The 19,254-nt window shown below is 35.9% G+C and carries 12 protein-coding genes and 1 riboswitch; of the genes, 9 read left to right on the forward strand and 3 right to left on the reverse strand.

Features of this window, described 5'->3' with window-relative positions; all coding sequences use genetic code 11:
• A complete protein-coding gene (gene infB / locus AC59HC_RS04340) occupies nt 1-2,970 on the forward strand; it encodes a translation initiation factor IF-2 (RefSeq protein WP_496558056.1) in 2,970 nt (989 codons plus the stop codon).
• A 69-nt stretch (nt 2,971-3,039) separates the two neighbouring features.
• Here infB and AC59HC_RS04345 read toward each other — a convergent pair whose 3' ends face one another.
• Entirely contained in the window at nt 3,040-3,720 is a 681-nt protein-coding gene (locus AC59HC_RS04345; RefSeq protein ID WP_429817038.1) for a hypothetical protein, read from the reverse strand.
• A 403-nt stretch (nt 3,721-4,123) separates the two neighbouring features.
• Here AC59HC_RS04345 and AC59HC_RS04350 point away from each other — a divergent pair, with 403 nt between their 5' ends.
• From AC59HC_RS04350 to pckA, 8 genes are all read left to right on the forward strand, one after another.
• The gene (locus AC59HC_RS04350) at nt 4,124-6,988 is read left to right on the forward strand and encodes a SusC/RagA family TonB-linked outer membrane protein (RefSeq protein ID WP_110008477.1); all 2,865 of its coding nucleotides are present in this window, start codon (nt 4,124-4,126) and stop codon (nt 6,986-6,988) included.
• Between the two features lie 12 nt (nt 6,989-7,000).
• Nucleotides 7,001-8,641 (forward strand): RagB/SusD family nutrient uptake outer membrane protein, encoded by a 1,641-nt coding sequence (locus AC59HC_RS04355; RefSeq protein ID WP_227941051.1) that lies wholly within the window; start codon nt 7,001-7,003, stop codon nt 8,639-8,641.
• A gap of 92 nt (nt 8,642-8,733) precedes the next feature.
• A complete protein-coding gene (locus AC59HC_RS04360) occupies nt 8,734-10,671 on the forward strand; it encodes a putative porin (RefSeq protein WP_343644084.1) in 1,938 nt (645 codons plus the stop codon).
• A gap of 12 nt (nt 10,672-10,683) precedes the next feature.
• Nucleotides 10,684-12,270 (forward strand): bacillithiol biosynthesis cysteine-adding enzyme BshC, encoded by a 1,587-nt coding sequence (bshC, locus tag AC59HC_RS04365; RefSeq protein WP_411414235.1) that lies wholly within the window; start codon nt 10,684-10,686, stop codon nt 12,268-12,270.
• 38 nt (nt 12,271-12,308) lie between these two features.
• Nucleotides 12,309-14,270 (forward strand): amino acid ABC transporter substrate-binding protein, encoded by a 1,962-nt coding sequence (locus AC59HC_RS04370; protein ID WP_496558057.1) that lies wholly within the window; start codon nt 12,309-12,311, stop codon nt 14,268-14,270.
• Nucleotides 14,271-14,340: 70 nt separating this feature from the next.
• Nucleotides 14,341-15,216, forward strand: a complete 876-nt coding sequence (gene fabD, locus AC59HC_RS04375) for an ACP S-malonyltransferase (RefSeq protein WP_411414237.1) — start codon at nt 14,341-14,343, stop codon at nt 15,214-15,216.
• Between the two features lie 10 nt (nt 15,217-15,226).
• On the forward strand, nt 15,227-16,132 hold the full coding sequence (locus tag AC59HC_RS04380) for a GYDIA family GHMP kinase (protein ID WP_110008483.1): 906 nt from the start codon (nt 15,227-15,229) through the stop codon (nt 16,130-16,132).
• 127 nt (nt 16,133-16,259) lie between these two features.
• Entirely contained in the window at nt 16,260-17,876 is a 1,617-nt protein-coding gene (pckA, locus tag AC59HC_RS04385) for a phosphoenolpyruvate carboxykinase (ATP) (protein WP_227941034.1), read from the forward strand.
• Between the two features lie 50 nt (nt 17,877-17,926).
• On the opposite strand, the gene AC59HC_RS04390 is transcribed toward pckA, so the two are convergent.
• Nucleotides 17,927-18,364 (reverse strand): hypothetical protein, encoded by a 438-nt coding sequence (locus AC59HC_RS04390; RefSeq protein WP_429817021.1) that lies wholly within the window; start codon nt 18,362-18,364, stop codon nt 17,927-17,929.
• Nucleotides 18,365-18,428: 64 nt separating this feature from the next.
• A complete protein-coding gene (locus AC59HC_RS04395; RefSeq protein ID WP_202841634.1) occupies nt 18,429-18,836 on the reverse strand; it encodes a type II 3-dehydroquinate dehydratase in 408 nt (135 codons plus the stop codon).
• A 244-nt stretch (nt 18,837-19,080) separates the two neighbouring features.
• A riboswitch (SAM riboswitch) is annotated at nt 19,081-19,179 on the forward strand.
• Nucleotides 19,180-19,254 lie beyond the last annotated feature (75 nt).

Consider the following 19,254-nt stretch of genomic DNA (forward strand, 5'->3'; position numbering starts at 1 on the left):
ATGCCAAAAATTAGATTAAATAAAGCGGTTAAGGAATTCAACATTTCGATGTCCAGATTAGTAGAGTTTTTACAGTCAAGGGGTTTCGAGGTTGAAAGCAATCCTAACGCTCAATTGGAAGAAGCGGCATATTCTGCATTGGAGGCTGAGTTTGCTAAAGACGGCGAACAAAGAAAGGCTTCCCATGAGGTGGTGATCACTAAAGTTCCGGAAGAAAAACTGGAAATTGAAGAAAAGAAAACCCCTGAAGTGATAAGAGCTAAAGCAAATAAACCAGAAACTAGAATTTTAGGTAAAATAGATTTGGAACCTAAGAAGCCTGAAGCTGAAGAGGCTCCTGCAGCTCCTGCAGTTCCTGTGGCTCCTGTTGCGACACCGGTTGGAGAAAAGAAAGAAGAAATCGTGAAAGAAGAACAACCGGAAGTTAAAGCAGCGCCTGAAAAGCAGGAATTTAAAGTTTTGGATAAAATTGATTTGTCTCAAATAGAATCTAGAAACAGACCTGTGAAAAAAGACAAACCAAAAATGGAGGAGAAAAAAGAAGAAGTTAAACCTGTGGAAACAGTAAAAGAAACTCCAAAACCAGTGGTTGCAGAGGAGAAAAAAGTGGAAACTCCAAAAACAGAGGCTGAGCCTGAATCTCAGGAACCACAGAAAATTGAGACAGTATATCAAAAACTTGACGGTCCTAAAATCGTTGGAGAAAAGATCGACTTGACTCAGTTTGCGCCGAAGCCGGGTGCCGGAGCAAAAAAGAAAAGAAAGAGAATTGAAAAACCTGGTCAGAATAACCAACAAGGTCAGGGGAATAATCAAAACTCAGGAAATAATAACCAAGGTGGTCAGGGCCAGGGAAACCGTCAGAATAATAACGGTGGACAAGGCGGAAACCGTCAAGGTCAGGGCGGACAAGGAAACCGTCCTCAAGGTCAGGGTGGCCAGGGTGGAAACCGTTTTGGAAATAACCAGGGTGGTGGAAACCGTCAGGGTCAAGGTGGTGGCTTCAAAAAAGGAGGTCAGAACAACAGACCAGGGCAAAGAGTTATGCCAGTTGAATTAACCGACGAACAGGTTAAAAACCAGATCAAAGAAACATTAGAAAAACTTACTAATAAAGGAGGAAAATCTAAATCTGCAAAACACAGAAAAGACAAAAGAACTTTCCGTAGAGAGCAGGATGAGCGCCAGCAGGAGCTTGAAGCACAAGACAGAACTCTTAAAGTAACAGAATTCATCACAGTAGGTGAATTGGCAAGTTTGATGAATGTTTCTCCAACTGAAGTAATCTCTGCTTGTTTCTCATTAGGGGTAATGGTTACCATGAACCAGAGACTTGAAGCGGATACCTTATTATTAGTAGCAGATGAATTCGGTTATAAAATCGAATTCTCAGATGCTGATCTTGAAGATACAGATGCTGAAGATGAAGTGGATACTGAAGAAAGCTTATTGCAGAGAGCTCCTGTAGTTACTGTAATGGGACACGTTGACCACGGTAAAACTTCATTATTGGATTACATCAGAAAAACCAACGTAATTGCTGGTGAATCAGGAGGAATTACTCAGCACATCGGTGCTTATAATGTGAAGCTGGAAAATGGTCAGAGAATTACTTTCTTAGATACACCAGGTCACGAAGCCTTTACAGCGATGAGAGCAAGAGGGGCGCAGATCACGGATATTGCAATTATCGTAATTGCTGCCGATGATGATGTAATGCCACAAACAAAAGAAGCAATTGCTCACGCACAGGCTGCAGGAGTACCAATGATTATTGCTATCAACAAAGTGGATAAGCCGAATGCAAACCCGGACAACATCCGTCAGCAGTTATCAGGATTAAATCCACCAGTTTTAGTAGAAGAATGGGGTGGGAATGTTCAGGCACAGGAGATCTCAGCTAAATTCGGTAATAACGTAGATGTATTGTTGGAAAAAGTTTTACTACAGGCTGAAATGCTTGAGTTGAAAGCAAATCCTGACCGTGCAGCAAACGGAGTTGTTATTGAAGCATCTTTAGATAAAGGTAGAGGTTATGTAGCAACAATGTTGGTACAGACCGGAACTTTAAGAGTAGGTGATTATGTAGTAGCGGGTAAAAATCACGGTAAAGTAAAAGCTTTGCTTGATGAAAGAGGTAAAAATCTAAAAGAAGCAGGGCCATCAATTCCTGCAACAATTTTAGGTTTGGACGGAGCGCCTACTGCAGGTGATAAATTCCGCGTATATGCTGATGAAAGTGAAGGTAAAGCTATTGCCAATAAGAGAGAACAGCTGCAGAGGGAATTATCGATCAGAACCAAGAAGCATACAACCCTTGAGGAATTGGGTAGACGTATTGCTTTAGGAGAATTCAAAGAATTGAACATTATCCTTAAAGGAGACGTGGATGGTTCTGTAGAAGCTCTTTCTGATCAGTTACAAAGATTATCAACAGAAGAAATCAGTGTTAAGATTCTTCACTCAGGTGTTGGGCAGATCACTGAATCTGATATCAACTTAGCCGCAGCATCAGATGCGATTATCATTGGATTCAATGTAAGAGCGGGTGCCAATGCAAAAGAACTTGCCGATCGTGAGGAAATTGAGATCAGAACTTACTCTGTAATCTATAAAGCAATCGATGAAGTAAAAGAAGCGATGGAGGGAATGCTTTCTCCGGAAATTCAGGAACAGGTGATTGGTAATGTTGAAATCCGTGAGGTATTCAAGATTTCTAAAGTAGGAACAATTGCAGGTTGTATGGTTCTTACCGGAAAAGTAACAAGACAGTCTAAAGTACGTTTGCTAAGAGACGGTATTGTTAAATTCGATGGAGAACTGGAAAGTTTGAAACGTTTCAAAGATGATGTGAAGGAAGTAACAAAAGGTTACGAATGTGGTCTGAACCTTAAAGGTTATAATGATATTGAAATCGGAGATATTCTTGAAGTTTACGAAGAAGTAGCGGTTAAGAAAAAACTGAAATAATAATTTAAGATAAAGAAAGCAGGCATCTCAGATGCCTGCTTTTTTATTAATATAATAGTTATAAATAATCTAATTCTGGTTCAAAAAAGTCACAAGCTTTATTAAATCTTCATCTTTATCAAACTTTATTTTATTGGATTTAAAGAAACTGGCTAAGCTGTCTTTTTTATCTGGAAATTGGTTGATAATATCCTTTTGGTTTTTAGGCTTTTTGATAAAGCCGTTTTGTGTTTTGATGTAATATACAGGAGGTAATTTCCTGAAATTAGCTGGTCTTTCACTAGCATAAGAATTTGGCGCTGGTACAACATCTGTAAATTTAGTTTTGACTTTTTTGTACAGAGTGTTTTTTCCGTTGGCCAATTCAAAAAAATAGCCATTGAGATCATCTGATGTGTCAACTAAAACTAATACTTGCTTAGGAGACAGAACTTCAATTCTTGAAAAATCAGTGGTTTTTGGAAGAACCTGAACTTGTCCGTTTTTCTTAAATTCGATTTCATCAGTGTAGCTGTTATAACGTACGGGAAGCTGTTCATAATTAACAGCAATCTTTGCATCAGAAAATTCTTTACCAATATATGGTGAATCCCCTGAAATCTCATCATATTTAAATGTTTTACCTGTAGTCGAGTTGATACCGTCAAATACGGCTTGTGCTCCTGTAGCACCATTCACTGATAGTGTATTTTGTGCAAAGCTAAAACTGAAGCTAAATATGGCTATTGTTGTTAAAACTATTTTTTTCATGTTTAATTTTTTTTTAAAGTTATAAATATATTACTTTTTAAAAGAAACCAGTGCTTTTTTGTCTTTTTAATCAGAGAAAGTAGTTGTGTTGAAAAAGATTGAAATTAATGATGTCGTTAATTAAAAAAAAACACCTATAAGCTTGAATATTAGTATTGTTTTAATTTAGATTCATTATAAATAATTATTTTTCTGTTGATTTTAAAGTGTTAAAAAGTAAATAATTTAAGTTTCTAATTTAAATTATAATAATTTTTTACATCTAATATTATGAATTATAATGTATGTGGTGGGCTTAGATTGATTTATCATGAATATATCTATGATTTGTGAATCTGAAAAATTTGCTAGTGTTAATATTTATTAACATATTTGCTCCTAAAATATATTAAAATTTGTTAATATGAATGTTAAATTACGTGTATTAACGGCTGGTGTTTTGTTTTTTACAGGACAGGCTGTATTTGCTCAGGAAAAAGACTCCAAGGATAAAAAAGACAAGGAGACAAAAATTGAGGAAGTAGTTGTCTTAGGATATAGTAAGACCGCTACAAAAGCAAAATCTACAACTTCTTCAGTAACTGTAGGTGCTGAAACCTTAGAAAACAGACCTAACATTTCTGTTCTGAATTCAATTCAGGGAACAGCACCAGGTATTGTGATTAACTCTGGATCTGGTTCTCCTGGTTCTGGTAAATTCAATATCTTGATTAGAGGTATGAGTTCTTTGAATGGTTCAAGAGATCCATTATACGTAGTAGATGGTGTTATCACTTCAGGTTCACAGTTCAGAAACTTAAACTCTTATGATATTGAGACATTCAGTATTCTGAAAGATGCACAAGCTACAGCAATTTACGGTAACAGAGCTGCAAACGGAGTTGTTGTAATTACAACAAAAGGAGGGAAATTTAATTCAGGACTGAAGATTTCTTATGATGCCCTGACTTCTTTCTCAATGATACCTAAGCCTGACTATAATATGTCTAGTGCTAAACAGCAGTTACAGATACAAAAAATTTACGGAGGTGGTTTTGCGGCAGATCAAGGCCTATCTCAGGAAGATATTGATAACTGGGCAATAGATACTGACTGGAGAAAGCAATTTACTCGTGTAGGTATTTCTCAGCAACATAATTTAGCGATTACAGGAGGTGGAGAAAATATAAACAACTTCTTATCTTTAGGTTATTTAGACAGTGAAGGTACTGTAAAATCTACCGATTTCAAGAGATTTACATTAAGAAACAACTTAAGTGGTAAGTCTAAAGATGGCAGATTAACTTTCGGTACAATTCTAGGTTTAGGATATTCCAAAAGAAATCAGCTAGATGATGAAGAAAATACAGGAATCAGCTCCAATGTAATCCAGAATGCATTATTTGGTAGCGTACTTTCTCCTTCTTATGTGGCTCCTAATCCATATTCTAATGGAGTAGAACTATTCAATGCTATTGGACAAAACAGTGCAGGAAACAGAGCTTGGATCCTTCAGGATAATATTAATGGAGGAGTTAGAAACAGATTTACTGAATTAAGTATTTCTGCTAATGCAAATGTAAATTATAAGATTACTGATTACCTAAGTGTAGGTAACAGAACTGGTATAGAATATAAAGAATACGAAAGAATCTTTGCAAGAGGTGCTCAGGGGTATTTATCTACAGCTGTAGCAGCGGGAGCTGGTGCTAAGTATGGAGGATCAGAAAGTTTTACAACAACTCAGGATCTGACATTTAACAGTATCACAAACATTACTTTCAATAAAACATTCGGTGACCATACTATTTCAGTTGCTGCTTACATGGATTATATTAAAGCTCATGTAAATACAAATACACAAACTCAAAATGGATTAAACCCATTACAATGGCAGTTTGGTGCTGGAACAGGATATATTCCATTTAATCCTGATACACCGAATATTTACAGACCTACTGTAGGAGCTTCAAAAGTAACTGCGGGTACTTTGGCTTACTTCGGTACTGTAGACTATGATTATAAAGATAAATATGGAGTAAGTGGAGTTATCAGAAGAGATGGATCATACCGTTTCTTACCTACTAACAGATGGGAAACTTTCTGGTCAGCAGCCGTAAGATGGAATATTGACAAAGAAGATTTCATGGCTGAGTCTGGATTCAGATTGCTTAAATTAAGAGCTTCTATTGGTACTACAGGTAACCAGAATTTAGGAGTTGCAGCTAATAACCAAAACCCTTTAGCATTACTTCCGAATAACTTCCTTGATTTATATTCAGGAATCTCTGGATATCAAAACTTATTGGGATATAATTTTGTGAATTTATCTAACCCTTATTTGAAATGGGAGCAGGTAAAACAAACAAATGTTGGGGTTGATTTCAACTATAAAGGTCTTGTAGAAGGTAGCTTTGACTACTATCAAAAAAGAACAACAAGAATGTTCAATACGTTACAGAGATCAGCTGTTACAGGTACTTACGGTATTAGAGGAAATGACGGAATCCTTGATAACAAAGGGGTTGAAGGTCTAATCAGGGTTAATGCTATAAGAACAGAGAATACAAAATTATCTATCTTTGTTAACGGGGCTTACAACTCTAACAAAATCGTTTCAATGAGTAACGAAGATTTGTCAGGAGATGTTGTTAATGCTATTGGAGGTCCTGCTAGTCAGTATCAGCTATATCCATACGTAGGAGTAAATGCTGCAAATGGAAATATGCAGTTCCTAGATATCAATGGAAATATTACAGAAAACCCACAACCTTCAGACAGAAGATTGACAGGAAAATCTCCATATGCTAAATTTACAGGAGGTTTTGGATTTAACTTCCAATACAAAGGATGGTTCCTTGATACATTATTCTCATACCAACAAGGAGGATATATTTATGACAATTTATACTCTTGGGTAATGAATCCTGATTATGCAGCTGCTAACATTAACGTATCTGCTAATTTATTAAATGCTTGGACTCCGGAAAATACTGGATCTGATGTGCCTAACTTATTTGCTGATAACGCTGGTACAGATGGTTCTTCAGATAGATTCTTATATAAATCAGATTTCATAAGACTTAAGAATGTTTCTTTAGGATATTCATTTACTAAAGATCAGTTAGGAAAATTACCTGTTAAAGGTATTAAAGTGTTTGTTCAGGCTGAAAACCTATATACATGGAGCAGCTGGAAAGGATTTGACCCTGAGCCGGTTACTACGTACTCGTTAAATGTATATCCTAACCCTAAAACAGTTTCAGTTGGGTTAAATGTTGATTTTTAATAAAAAAGAATTATGAAAAGAATTATAAATACAGTTTTAATTTTAGCAACTTTATCAGCAACAGGATTTGCTTTAAATAGTTGCCAGGATGCACTAGATATTAAACAGGCGGGGGAATTGAAGCCTGAAGAAGTATTTACTAATGTATCAAATTTGAACGAAGCTTTAAATGGATCGGTATATGCTGTGTTTGATCCAATCGATGAAATATATTTTACTGCAGTTTTCACAGATGAAGTTAAGCCTGGAAGCGGTAGTGGTGGTCAGGAGTACGAACTACATAGATTTTTCCTTGATCCATCTACTCAAATTGTAGGAGGGGGATCAGTAAGTACTGGTTCAAGTGATGGAATCTGGCTTAACAATTACAAAGTAATTAACAGAGTTAACAGATTATTGGAAGGAGCTAAAAATATCACTCCTAGTTCTGGTGAAGTTGCTCAATATAACAGTATCATTGCACAGGCCAGAGCGATCAGAGCATTTTGCTATGTTCAATTGGAAACTTATTTTGCTCCTAATATGAAAGACCCTAACGGATTAGGTGTTATTCTTATAAAAGATGTTCCGGCAACTGATGCTAAATTACCAAGAGCTAAGAATCAGGATGTTTACGACCTTATTAATGCAGATTTAGATTATGCCAGAAGTATTTTAACATATTCTAATACTGCAGCTGCAAGATATACTGTTGGTAAAGGATTCGTTAACGCTCTTTCTGCTCGTTTCAATTTATATAGAGGGAATACTACATTAGCAAAGCAATATGCTCAGGATGTGATTAATAATTCTCCTATTTTGGATGCAGCAACAGGTTCTAAGTTAACTGTAGCCAATCCTATTGTAACTACTACATCACCTGCAATTGATTTAAGTACTGGTAGTACTTGGAGAAGTGAATTTTATGGAACTGCGTCTTCTTTCAACCCATACAGAAATCTATGGAATGACTCGTCAAGAGGAGAAATTATTTTCTCTTTGAACAGACTTCCTTTGGGTGCTGGTGCAACGATTGGATCTAGATGGAATACAAACCAATCTACAGTAAGTGGAGTACCAATGTGGTTCTTAGGTAGAAACTTATTCAATTTAATTTATACTCCTGCCGGACAACCTGATAAAGGAGATGTTAGAAGATATAATTACATTGATCCAACGTCAATTATACAGACAAACTACCAGAATGTTGACTCTAGAAATGATAGATTAGTTATTGATAAGTATCCTGGTAAAACAAGTACAGCAACGAGAAATGACCTTAAGGTATTCAGATTGTCAGAAATGTACTTTATTTTAGCAGAAGCAGAAGTAGCGGCAGGTAACTTAGCTTCCGCTCAAGCACTTATTCAACAGGTGAGAGTTGCAAGAAACTATTTAGGTACTGCAACAACTCCTGTGTATACTAATGCTCAATTTGCTTACGCTGATATCTTGAAAGAGCGTAGAATTGAACTTGCTTTAGAAGGACACAGATATATTGACTTAAAGAGACTTGCTGCAGTTGCAGGAGTAACAATGGATAGAAACATTAAAGACGATTTTATCACGTTACCATCTCTTAACTTACCAAATGATAGTTATAAGTATACATTACCTATACCTGTGCAAGAGACTTCTGCCAATCCAAATTGTCAGCAAAACCCTGGTTATTAATCATACAATAATCATTTGATATAGAACCCCTGCTCAAAGCAGGGGTTTTTTATGTCCTTTTATTTCTTATTTTTGCTGTACAATAATGAATAATGAAGTACATCCTTTTCATACTCTTCTCTTTAGGTTTTGTAGCCAAGGCTCAGGTCATGAATAAAGCAGAGACAAAGCCTCAGCCCAAAAAAGAAGATACCCTTGTGATAGATTCCGGGAAAAAAGATTCCCTGAAAATTTTTAAGCCCACCATTAATGATTACCAGTATCAGACTCAGTTTTCTGAAAAGAAAGTTTTTGATACCGTAATGACTTTTGATAAAACCTATATTTTTTCACAGCAAAATAATAAAGATAATTTTGGGAGAGTGCAGCCTGCCAACATTGGTGCAGGATTTAATCCTCTTGTATTTGAAGTAAATCCGGAAGAAAATCTTTCATTACTTCCTTCCAATAAATCTTACATGATCATTGGAGCCAATGATGTGAAATACTACGACGTAAAAACACCTACCGCATCATTTATTTATCATAATGCCATGCGAAACGGTGCTGCTCTGAAATCAACCTATACTCAGAACATCGGAAAAAGATTCAACTTTGCTCTTGAATATATGGGACTTCGTTCTCAGGGACTTTACAGAAACTCATTGTCAGCAAATAACAATACACTATTCTCAGGTCACTATGTTTCGAAAAGCGGAAATTATGAGCTTTTTGCCCATTATCTTCATCAGAATGTAAATAATCAGGAGAGTGGAGGTATTACCGAAGATAATCTGTTTCAAAGTGGTGACAGTAATTATAGCAACAGACAAAATGCGCAGGTAAATCTGGCCTCTTCAAGCTCACAGTTTTCTTACAGAAGATACTATCTGAGTCATCAGTTTACGCCATTCAATTCCGGGAAATTCCCTTTCAGTATAAGACATATTATTTCTCATCAGGGGAACAAATATTATTATAATCAAACTGCCTTGGAGCCTTATTGGTATAATGACCCTGCTGAACTGGTAGACGGTTTCCCGCTGACAACAAAAAAATATTCCGAAAACTTCAGCAATACGGTAAGCCTGATTTTTAATAATGAAAAATTCAAGCTGGATGCAGGGGTACGTTATCAGATGATCAAATTAGGAATAAGAGATGTTGTTGCACTGAACGGTGTTCCTTTCCCTGGCGAACTGAAAGAAAACAGAATTGGAGCTGTAGGAAATCTGCAGGTAAAACTTTGGGACAAAATTCAATTGAATTCATTCCTGGAATTTTCAAACGGAAGCCAGTTTAAAAGTTATCTGAAAACAACCAATAATCTGAAGTTTGAGCCTGTCAAAGATTATTTCGTTAATGCAAAAGTAAACTTCCAGAGTGCCTATCCTTCTTTCAATTATTTATTAAATACTTCCGTTTATAACAATTTCAATTATTATCTTGAAGATGCGAAGAACCAGTCTGTAATGGAGGTAGGAGGAAGTATCAATCTGAAATGGTTCAAAACAGAGCTTTTCGCCAATTACTTCAGAATTGATAACTATACTTATTTTGATAGTAACGGAAGTCCGAAGCAAAGTAATAATTCGGTGAATATTTCTCAGATCGGAGGAGATGCCACATTCAGCTTCAACAAATTTCACCTGAATACAAGAGTGCATTTCCAGAATACTTTAACCAATAAAGAACTGCTTCCTTTACCTGGTTTTATCGGTAGGGCCAACTTCTTTTATCAGACACAGGCCTTTAAAAAAGCAGCAGAAATTCAGGCAGGGGTTAAAGTATATTATTTCTCTAAATTCGCTTCAAGAGAATATTTCCCGGTTCTTAATGAATACATTCTGCCAAGAGCAGATTCATTTTCAATTGGAGGACAGCCTATCGCCGATGTTTATATTAATATGAAGGTGAAGAAAATGTTCTTTTTCATAGAAGGACAGCAGATAGGAACGGTGATCTCCAACAACAAAGCATATGCATTTCCACATTACCCGGTGTATGATTTCAGATTGAATATCGGAATTGTGTGGTATTTGTTCAACTAAAAACTGTACAGGTTGAAAACAATTAATAAAATATCATTTAACGATATAGAAAGTATTCCTCAGCTGGTAAAAGATTTTTTACATCAGAAAATTGAGGGTTTTGAAAATAACACATTTTCCTTAGAGCATTTCAGACAGCAGATTCATCTGAAGAAAGATTCTTTCACATCAGAGAAAAGAAATATTTTGGCTGATGTATTTGAAAGTCAGCTTGCAAGTCTTACTCTTTCTTCAAAGCAGAAAGAAAATCTTGAAAGTATTAAACAGCCAAACACGTTCACTATTACAACGGGGCATCAGCTGAACCTGTTTTCCGGACCTGTTTTCTTTGTATATAAAATTCTTCAGACAATAAAGACATGCACCTATCTGAAAGAAAATTTTCCGGATTTTAATTTTGTTCCGGTATATTGGATGGCTTCGGAGGATCATGATTTTGCCGAGATCAATCATTTTAAAACTGAAAATAGCTATTACGAAACCAACGGGAAATCCGGCGGCCCGGTAGGACGAATTGAAATCAGTGATACCTATTTTATTTCTGAATTTGAAAAAGAATTCAAAGATTCTGTTTTCGGGACAGAGCTGATTTTAATGATGAAGGAAGCTTATAAAGCAGGAAACACCTTAACGGAAGCCATTAAGATTCTTGTCAACCGTCTTTTTTCAGAATTCGGACTTTTGATTCTGGATGGAGATTCTGTAGAACTCAAAAATCAGATGAAGACGATTTTTAAAGATGAGCTTCTGAACTTCAGTTTACAGAAAACTTCCAAAGACAAAGTAGATTTTCTTACTGAGAAATATGGAAAGGTTCAGGTAAACCCTCGTGAAATTAACCTTTTCTATCTTTCTGACACCAGAGACAGAATTGAATTTAATGGTCAGAAGTATATCATTGTGGATAAGACCATCCAGTTTACAGAAGAAGAGATTCTGGCTGAACTGGAAAATCATCCTGAAAAATTCAGTCCGAATGCATTAATGCGTCCGGTTTATCAGGAAAACGTACTTCCTAATCTGGCTTATATTGGTGGAAATGCAGAAATCATGTACTGGCTGGAACTGAAGGATTATTTCTCAAAAATCAATATTCCTTTTCCTATCCTGATTCCAAGAAATTCTATGCTTTTTCTGAAAGAAAAAACCTTAGGGAAAATAGAAAAGCTTGATCTTAAAATAGAAGATTTTTTCCAGAATTTCACGGTACTTATGAATCGGAAGATTTTAAAAGATAATCCTGTTCTACAATTGCTGGAAGAAAAAGAAGAAGTATTGATCAGCAATTTTTCTGCGTTGAAAGCTTCTGCGGAAACCACGGAGAAATCTTTCGGTAATATGGTAAAGGCAGAAGAAGTACGACAGCTGAAATCATTTAAAAGAATGAAAAAACGACTGCTTCATGCTGAAAAAATAAAACAGAATGAATTGCTGGAAAGACTTGAAAATCTGTTTTTAGATGTTCATCCCGCAAAAACATGGCAGGAGAGGGTATATAACTTTAGTGTATTCTTTTCAGATTATGGCTATTCGTGGCTTGAAAATTGTTTGGAAGAAATGGTGGTTCAAGATTCAAAATTAATAATTGTTGCCATTTAATTTTAAAGAAGTATTTTTGTAAATTATAATTATCGAATATGATAAAGAGGTTTTTTATTCTATCCAGTTTATGTATGGTTTTGGGAGTTTCAGCCCAGAAATCACATACGGTTGTGCAAGGTGACAATCCTTACAATATTGCCAAAAAGTATGGAATGACTGTAGATGAATTGCTGAAGCTAAACCCAAAACATAAAGATGGCAAACTGGCGATCGGAGATGTTTTAACGATAAAATCAGAAAAAGCAGCCACTCCGGCTGTAACAAAAACAGCTCCTGCAGGAAAAGTAACTTCAAATACAGGTGCTTCTTCTCTGGGTAAAATTGTTTTACTGCCAAAGCAAACCATCTATGGTATTACAAAACAATACAGAATTTCCGAAACTGATTTAAGAAAACTGAATCCTGAACTGGATTCTCACATGAAAATCGGAGACGAAATCACATTACCTCTTGCCAGTATAAAAAAATATGGTGGCGAGCAACAGACTGTAACAGCAGAAAAGCACGTTGAAACTCCTGTAGAAAAAGTAACAGCAACTGCTGCTACATCTGCTACTACTGCTGCAGAAGGAGAATCTTATGTGATTCAGGCAAAAGATAATTATTACAGAATTACAAAACAGTTTGGCATCAGCCAGCAGGACCTTTATGCTTTAAATCCGGGATTGGAAGAAAAAGGACTGAAACCTGGTGATACCATAACAATAAAAAGATCCAATAACAATAATACTGATACTGTTGCTGAAACTTCAAATCCAAAAGCAAAAATGGATTCAGGCAACGAAAAATCAACCGCTGCTTCCACTGTTGTTGCAGGTGATGATTATGTTACCTACACAGTCCAGCAGGGAGATACAGTATTCTCTATTGTTAATAAATTTGGTGTTTCTATTGATGAACTTATTGCTCTTAACCCGGATCTTTCACATGGTCTGAAAACCGGAATGGTTTTAAAAATCAAAAAACAGGATGCTGCATACATAAAGAAGAATGGTGATGCTTTAAGCGTTATCCTGATGCTTCCTTTCGGGTACAGCACCAATGAAACTCAGTACAGAGGAATGGCACTTGACTTTTTGACAGGAGCTAAACTCGCTATTGAAAGAAATGCAAGAGGAGGACAAAAACTGGATATTAAAGTAGTAGACTCAGGGAATGAAGCTTCGTTCAAAAACTCTTTGACACAGATTAATCCTGATAATACAGATCTTATTATCGGACCTTTCTTCAAATCCAATGTAATTGATGTTCTTGATTTCACCAAAAATCAGAAAATCCCGATTGTAGCACCATTTGCCAACTCTCCGGAACTCTATAACTACAGTAACCTTATTATTGTAGAAACCAACAATCAGACGTATGCTGATAAGATTGTAGAAGAAGTAAAAGCAGTGTATTCAGATCAGAAAATATATATAGTGGCTGATGCTAAAAAAGAAGATGCCAACTATATCAAAGCCGGACTTGAAAAAGCGGTGAAAAATCCTAATATCATTATTGTTAATTCGTCGGCAGATATTCAGCCGGACCAGAATATGATGACAGGACAGTCTGCACCGGTTATTGCCATTTTAGCAAATGATGATAATACTGCAGGAGATGCTTTTGCCAACAGAATGATTGCAATGTCTAAAGAAGTTCAGGGAATAAAAGCCTTCAGTATGTTCTATTCTCCTGTTTTCGAGAAGAAAGTGGATGAGCTGAGCCAGGCAAGTCTTGTATATCTGATGGATAGAAAGATCAATACAGACGGAAGCTTTGAGAAAGAAATTCTGGCTGCTTATAAAAGCAAATACTGCAAAACTCCACCAAAATATGCTATTGTAGGTTTTGATGTGGTAAATGACATGTTAACCAGAGAGAATAAAAAAGGAGAGATCTTTAAACAAATGAATAAAGTTCAGACTCAGCTTGCGACCAAATTTGAGTTTGTAAAATCTAAAGCTAACGGTGCTTATGTAAATACAGGTTACAGAGTAATCAGGTTAGTACCATAAATGATTTATAGCACTTAAAACGAATATTGTTAACATTATAGTTATATTTGCATAATATTTAATTCAATACATGAAAGCACTTGTATTTCCAGGGCAGGGTTCTCAGTTCGTAGGAATGGGAAAAGAATTGTATGATTCTAGAAAAGATATTAAAGATCTGATGGAATCTGCCAATGAAATTTTAGGTTTCGACATTCTTTCCATTATGTTTAACGGTACGGATGCGGATCTTAAGAAAACAGAGGTTACCCAGCCTTCAATATTTATACATTCAGTAGCAGCATTAAAAGCCGTAAATGGTCTTGGTGCTGAAATGGTAGCAGGACATTCTTTGGGAGAGTTCTCAGCTTTGGTTGCCAACGGAGTTTTATCCTTTGATGACGGTTTGAAATTAGTTTCTGAAAGAGCGAAAGCGATGCAGGAAGCTTGTGACGCCAATCCAAGTTCTATGGCTGCAATCTTAGGATTGGATGATGCCAAGGTTGAAGAAATCTGTGCACAGATTAGCGGGGTTGTTGTTCCTGCTAACTACAACTGTCCGGGACAATTGGTTATTTCAGGGGAAACTCCTGCAGTAGAAGATGCTTGTATAAAGCTGAAAGAAGCAGGCGCTAAAAGAGCATTGCTGTTACCGGTAAACGGAGCTTTCCACTCACCATTGATGCAGCCTGCACAGGAGAGACTGGCAGCAGCTATCGAAAAGACAAAATTCAGAAAAGCAACTATTCCTGTATACCAGAATATCACGACAACAGCGGTAACCAATCCTGATGAGATCAAACAAAACCTGATCGCTCAGCTTACCGGTCCAGTAAAATGGACACAGTCTGTTCAGAATATGATTAAAGATGGTGCCTCTAACTTCGTGGAAGTAGGACCAGGAAAAACCCTTCAGGGATTGATCAAAAAAATTGACGGATCTGTAGAAGCAACTTCTGCAATCTAAATAAAAAAATATGAGCGCGATCTTTTCACCGGGCAAGCTTATGCTTACTTCAGAATATTTCGCAATCGATGGAGCTCTTGTCTTAGCGGTACCTACCAGGCTGGGACAAGAGTTTTTCTTTGAAGAAAAAGAAGATGGAAAATCTCTTATTCTTTGGGAAGCCTATCATCAGAATACATTATGGTTAAAAGCTGTCATTGATTATAAGAACTGGCAGATCTTAGAAACCAATATTCCATCAAGCGCTGAGTTTATTACCAAAACATTACAAAATGTTCAGCTGCTTTCTGACAGTAAATTCAAAACAGACCTTACTTATTATTTAAAAACAAATCTTCAGTTTCCTGCGGATTATGGGCTTGGGAGCAGTTCCACCCTGATGAATAACCTGGCGGAATGGGCTGAAATAGATCCTTTTCATCTTAACACCATCAGTTTGGGAGGCAGTGGATATGACATTGCAGTTGCAAAAGAAAAGTCCGCAGTGCTTTTCCAAAGTAAACCTGAGATAAAATATGAGAAAGTAGATTTTAATCCGTCCTTTAAAAATGAACTGATTTTTATTCATTTAAATCAGAAGCAGGATAGTAGAGAAGGAATCAATTTTTACAAATCAAAAAAGAAGTCCCCGGAATTGGTTGATGAATTTTCGGATATCACAAAGAAAATTATGTTATGCGATGAATTGGAAAATTTTTCTGCATTAATGATGATTCATGAGCGAAAAATTGCCGATTTTCTTGAAATTCTCACAGTTAGAGAAAAATTTTTCTCAGATTGCCCTTCATTTGTCAAAAGTTTAGGTGCATGGGGTGGAGATTTTGTGATGAGTGCGAAATTTGGGGACTATAAGAACTATTTTTGGGAGAAAGGTTTTACGACCGTTTTTGAATGGGATAATATAATTGGTTTATAATCAATATATTACAATCCTGTTTTTTTATTTGCCATTCTGACTTATATCAGTATATTTAAACCACCTTTAACAAATAATTAATATTATTTTTGTTGAAAGCAATAAAGAAATAGAAAATATAAGTAAAATGAAAAACACTAAAATCATCCAGGATTTAGAGAAATTAGGGATTAAAGGAAACTATGAAGTAGTGTATAATCCTTCTTATGAAGAATTATATCAGGCTGAAGTTTCTCCTGAAAATCAGGGGTTTGAGAAAGCTGAGCTTACAGAATCAGGCGCAGTATCAGTAAAAACAGGAATTTTCACAGGTCGTTCACCTAAAGACAGATATATTGTTCAGGATGATGTTACAAGAGATACAATTTTCTGGGATGGTAAAGTAAACTTACCTACAACAGCAGAAATTTTCGGGTCTTGTAAAGAACTAGTGCTGAACCAGCTTGCCGGATCTAAAAAGATTTATGTAGTAGATACATTCTGCGGAACGAATGCGGATACGAGACTTAAAGTAAGATTTATCGTTGAAGTAGCATGGCAGGCACATTTTGTTACTAATATGTTCATTCGTCCTTCTCACTATGAGCTTGAAAACTTTGGCGAGCCGGATTTCACAGTTATCAACGGATCAAAAACTACCAACCCGAACTGGGAAGCTCAGGGATTAAACTCTGAGAACTTCATCATGTTCAACCTTACTGAAAAACTACAGATCATCGGAGGTACATGGTATGGAGGTGAGATGAAGAAAGGGATGTTCGCCATGATGAACTACTATCTTCCATTAAAAGGTATGGCCTCAATGCACTGTTCTGCAAACGTAGGAGAAAAAGGGGATGTAGCTTTATTCTTTGGTCTTTCAGGAACTGGTAAAACAACTTTATCAGCAGATCCTAAAAGATACCTTATCGGTGACGATGAGCACGGATGGGATAATAACGGAGTATTCAACTATGAAGGCGGATGCTACGCTAAAGTTATCGACTTATCTGCAGAAAAAGAACCGGATATCTTTGCTGCCATCAAGAGAGATGCACTTCTTGAAAACGTTGTTGTTAACAATGGAGTAGCGGATTATACAGACGGATCTATCACTGAGAACACAAGAGTTTCTTATCCAATCTATCATATCAACAAAATTGTATTGCCTTCCAAAGCAGGTCATGCCAAAAAGATAGTTTATCTTTCAGCAGATGCATTCGGAGTACTTCCTCCGGTTTCTATCCTGAATGAAGATCAGGCTCAATACCACTTCCTTTGCGGTTATACATCAAAATTAGCAGGAACTGAAAGGGGAATTACTGAACCTCAGCCATCTTTCTCTCCAGCATTTGGTGAAGCATTCCTTACATTGCACCCAACAATGTATTCTAAAACATTAATCGGTAAAATGAAGGAGCACGGAGCTAAAGCTTATCTGGTAAACACAGGTTGGAATGGTACCGGAAAGAGAATTTCTCTAAAAGATACCAGAGCAATCATTGATGCCATCATTGACGGTTCTATTGACAATGCTCCTAAAACTCAGGTTCCGATCATGAACCTTGAAATTCCTACTGAATTGCCAAACGTTTCTACAGGTATTCTAGATCCTAGAGATACTTATGAGAACGCTTCAGAATGGGAAGAAAAAGCAAAAGATCTTGCTTCAAGATATATCAAGAACTTTGAGCAGTACTGTGATACTGAAGAAGGTAAAAAATTAGTAGCTTCAGGACCTCAATTGCAGGAACAGACTATCTAATAGTTACCAATCAACATATAAAAAGCCTCATCACTGATGAGGCTTTCTTATTAGTATTTTTTACAACTTTCAATCAATTCATTCTGTTCATCCAGTTTCAGGACTGTTGATTTGATTGATTCTTCAGTCAGATATTTTATAATCATAAAATGCTTTGAAGAAAAGTAAGACTTTCCGTCCAATATTTTATTTAAATACTTTGGAGTAGTGAAGGTCATCCAATATTTTGTTTTGTCAGAAAATTCAATGGTAACTTCTATAGCAGATTCAGTATCCTCTACTATTTCATCATCAATATGAATGGAAATAATTTCCGGTTCTTTCTCCAAGCAGAAATAAAACTTAGAATACCATCTGAGCTTACCTTCATCATTCCAGATTCTTATATTTTCAGCATTTATTTCTTCAACGATATAAGATTTTCTTTTTGTTAATTGCCCGGAATATATGCCAATACTTTTACAGTAAATCTTATCCTTTATCTTCATAAATTATTTTTCATAATCATCTTTGAAAATCTGTGAAATCCGTTGTTAAATAAAAAAGTATAAGTTATTTTAAACTTAATAAGGCCAACCGATACCCATCCATTCCAAAGCCTGATAAGACTGCATCCGTATTAGCTGCTGTTACAGATTTCTGTCTGAATTCCTCTCTTTTATAGATATTGCTGATATGAACTTCTACTTTAGGTTTTCTGATATTTTTTAAACAGTCTGCAATCGCATATGAATAGTGAGTATAAGCCCCGGGATTGATCACTACTGCATCGAAGTCATCCTCCTGAAGCCTGTTAATAAGCTCGCCTTCAATATTAGACTGGTAATATTTTATATCATGAGCCTGAAACTCGGATTTCAAATTTTCCAAATAACTTTCCATAGAAACATTTCCATAGATTTCCGGTTCTCTTGTGCCTAAAAGATTGAGATTAGGCCCGTTGATGATTAAAACTCTCATACCATAAAATTAAAAACTTTTTTTAATTAATGGCCAAAAATTTCAATGTGATGTAGATTTGTTTCAATTGAGTTTTTAATAATGATATTTGTCATATTTAAATAAATGATAAAGCTTACAACTCCTTATTGTTATGGCTTTTATTAAAATTTTATGTTAATTATTAAAAATTTATCATGAAAAAATAATAAGTCTACTTGTTTTGTAGACTAAAAGTTTTTAGCTTTGCAACCATATTTCGATCGGCTTATAAAGAAAGATGGAGGGAACTGACCCTGTGAAGTCTTAACAACCTACCCTTAGGGCAAGGTGTTACGTTCAGCCTTTTAAGGAAAAATAAGCATTTGGTTTATCGTATTTATCGATGCCCTTTGCTGACTTTTCTGCAAAGGGTTAAATTTTAATATATGATAAATAA

It is taken from the genome of Chryseobacterium sp. DZ-32, assembly GCF_059587025.1.

Coding starts and splice junctions, on each gene's coding strand:
- infB (WP_496558056.1), top strand. CDS start 1: ATGCCAAAAATTAGATTAAATAAAGCGGTTAAGGAATTCAACATTTCG.
- AC59HC_RS04380 (WP_110008483.1), top strand. CDS start 15,227: ATGAGCGCGATCTTTTCACCGGGCAAGCTTATGCTTACTTCAGAATAT.
- fabD (WP_411414237.1), top strand. CDS start 14,341: ATGAAAGCACTTGTATTTCCAGGGCAGGGTTCTCAGTTCGTAGGAATG.
- AC59HC_RS04360 (WP_343644084.1), top strand. CDS start 8,734: ATGAAGTACATCCTTTTCATACTCTTCTCTTTAGGTTTTGTAGCCAAG.
- AC59HC_RS04350 (WP_110008477.1), top strand. CDS start 4,124: ATGAATGTTAAATTACGTGTATTAACGGCTGGTGTTTTGTTTTTTACA.
- AC59HC_RS04345 (WP_429817038.1), bottom strand. CDS start 3,720: ATGAAAAAAATAGTTTTAACAACAATAGCCATATTTAGCTTCAGTTTT.
- AC59HC_RS04395 (WP_202841634.1), bottom strand. CDS start 18,836: ATGAGAGTTTTAATCATCAACGGGCCTAATCTCAATCTTTTAGGCACA.
- AC59HC_RS04355 (WP_227941051.1), top strand. CDS start 7,001: ATGAAAAGAATTATAAATACAGTTTTAATTTTAGCAACTTTATCAGCA.
- pckA (WP_227941034.1), top strand. CDS start 16,260: ATGAAAAACACTAAAATCATCCAGGATTTAGAGAAATTAGGGATTAAA.
- AC59HC_RS04370 (WP_496558057.1), top strand. CDS start 12,309: ATGATAAAGAGGTTTTTTATTCTATCCAGTTTATGTATGGTTTTGGGA.
- AC59HC_RS04390 (WP_429817021.1), bottom strand. CDS start 18,364: ATGAAGATAAAGGATAAGATTTACTGTAAAAGTATTGGCATATATTCC.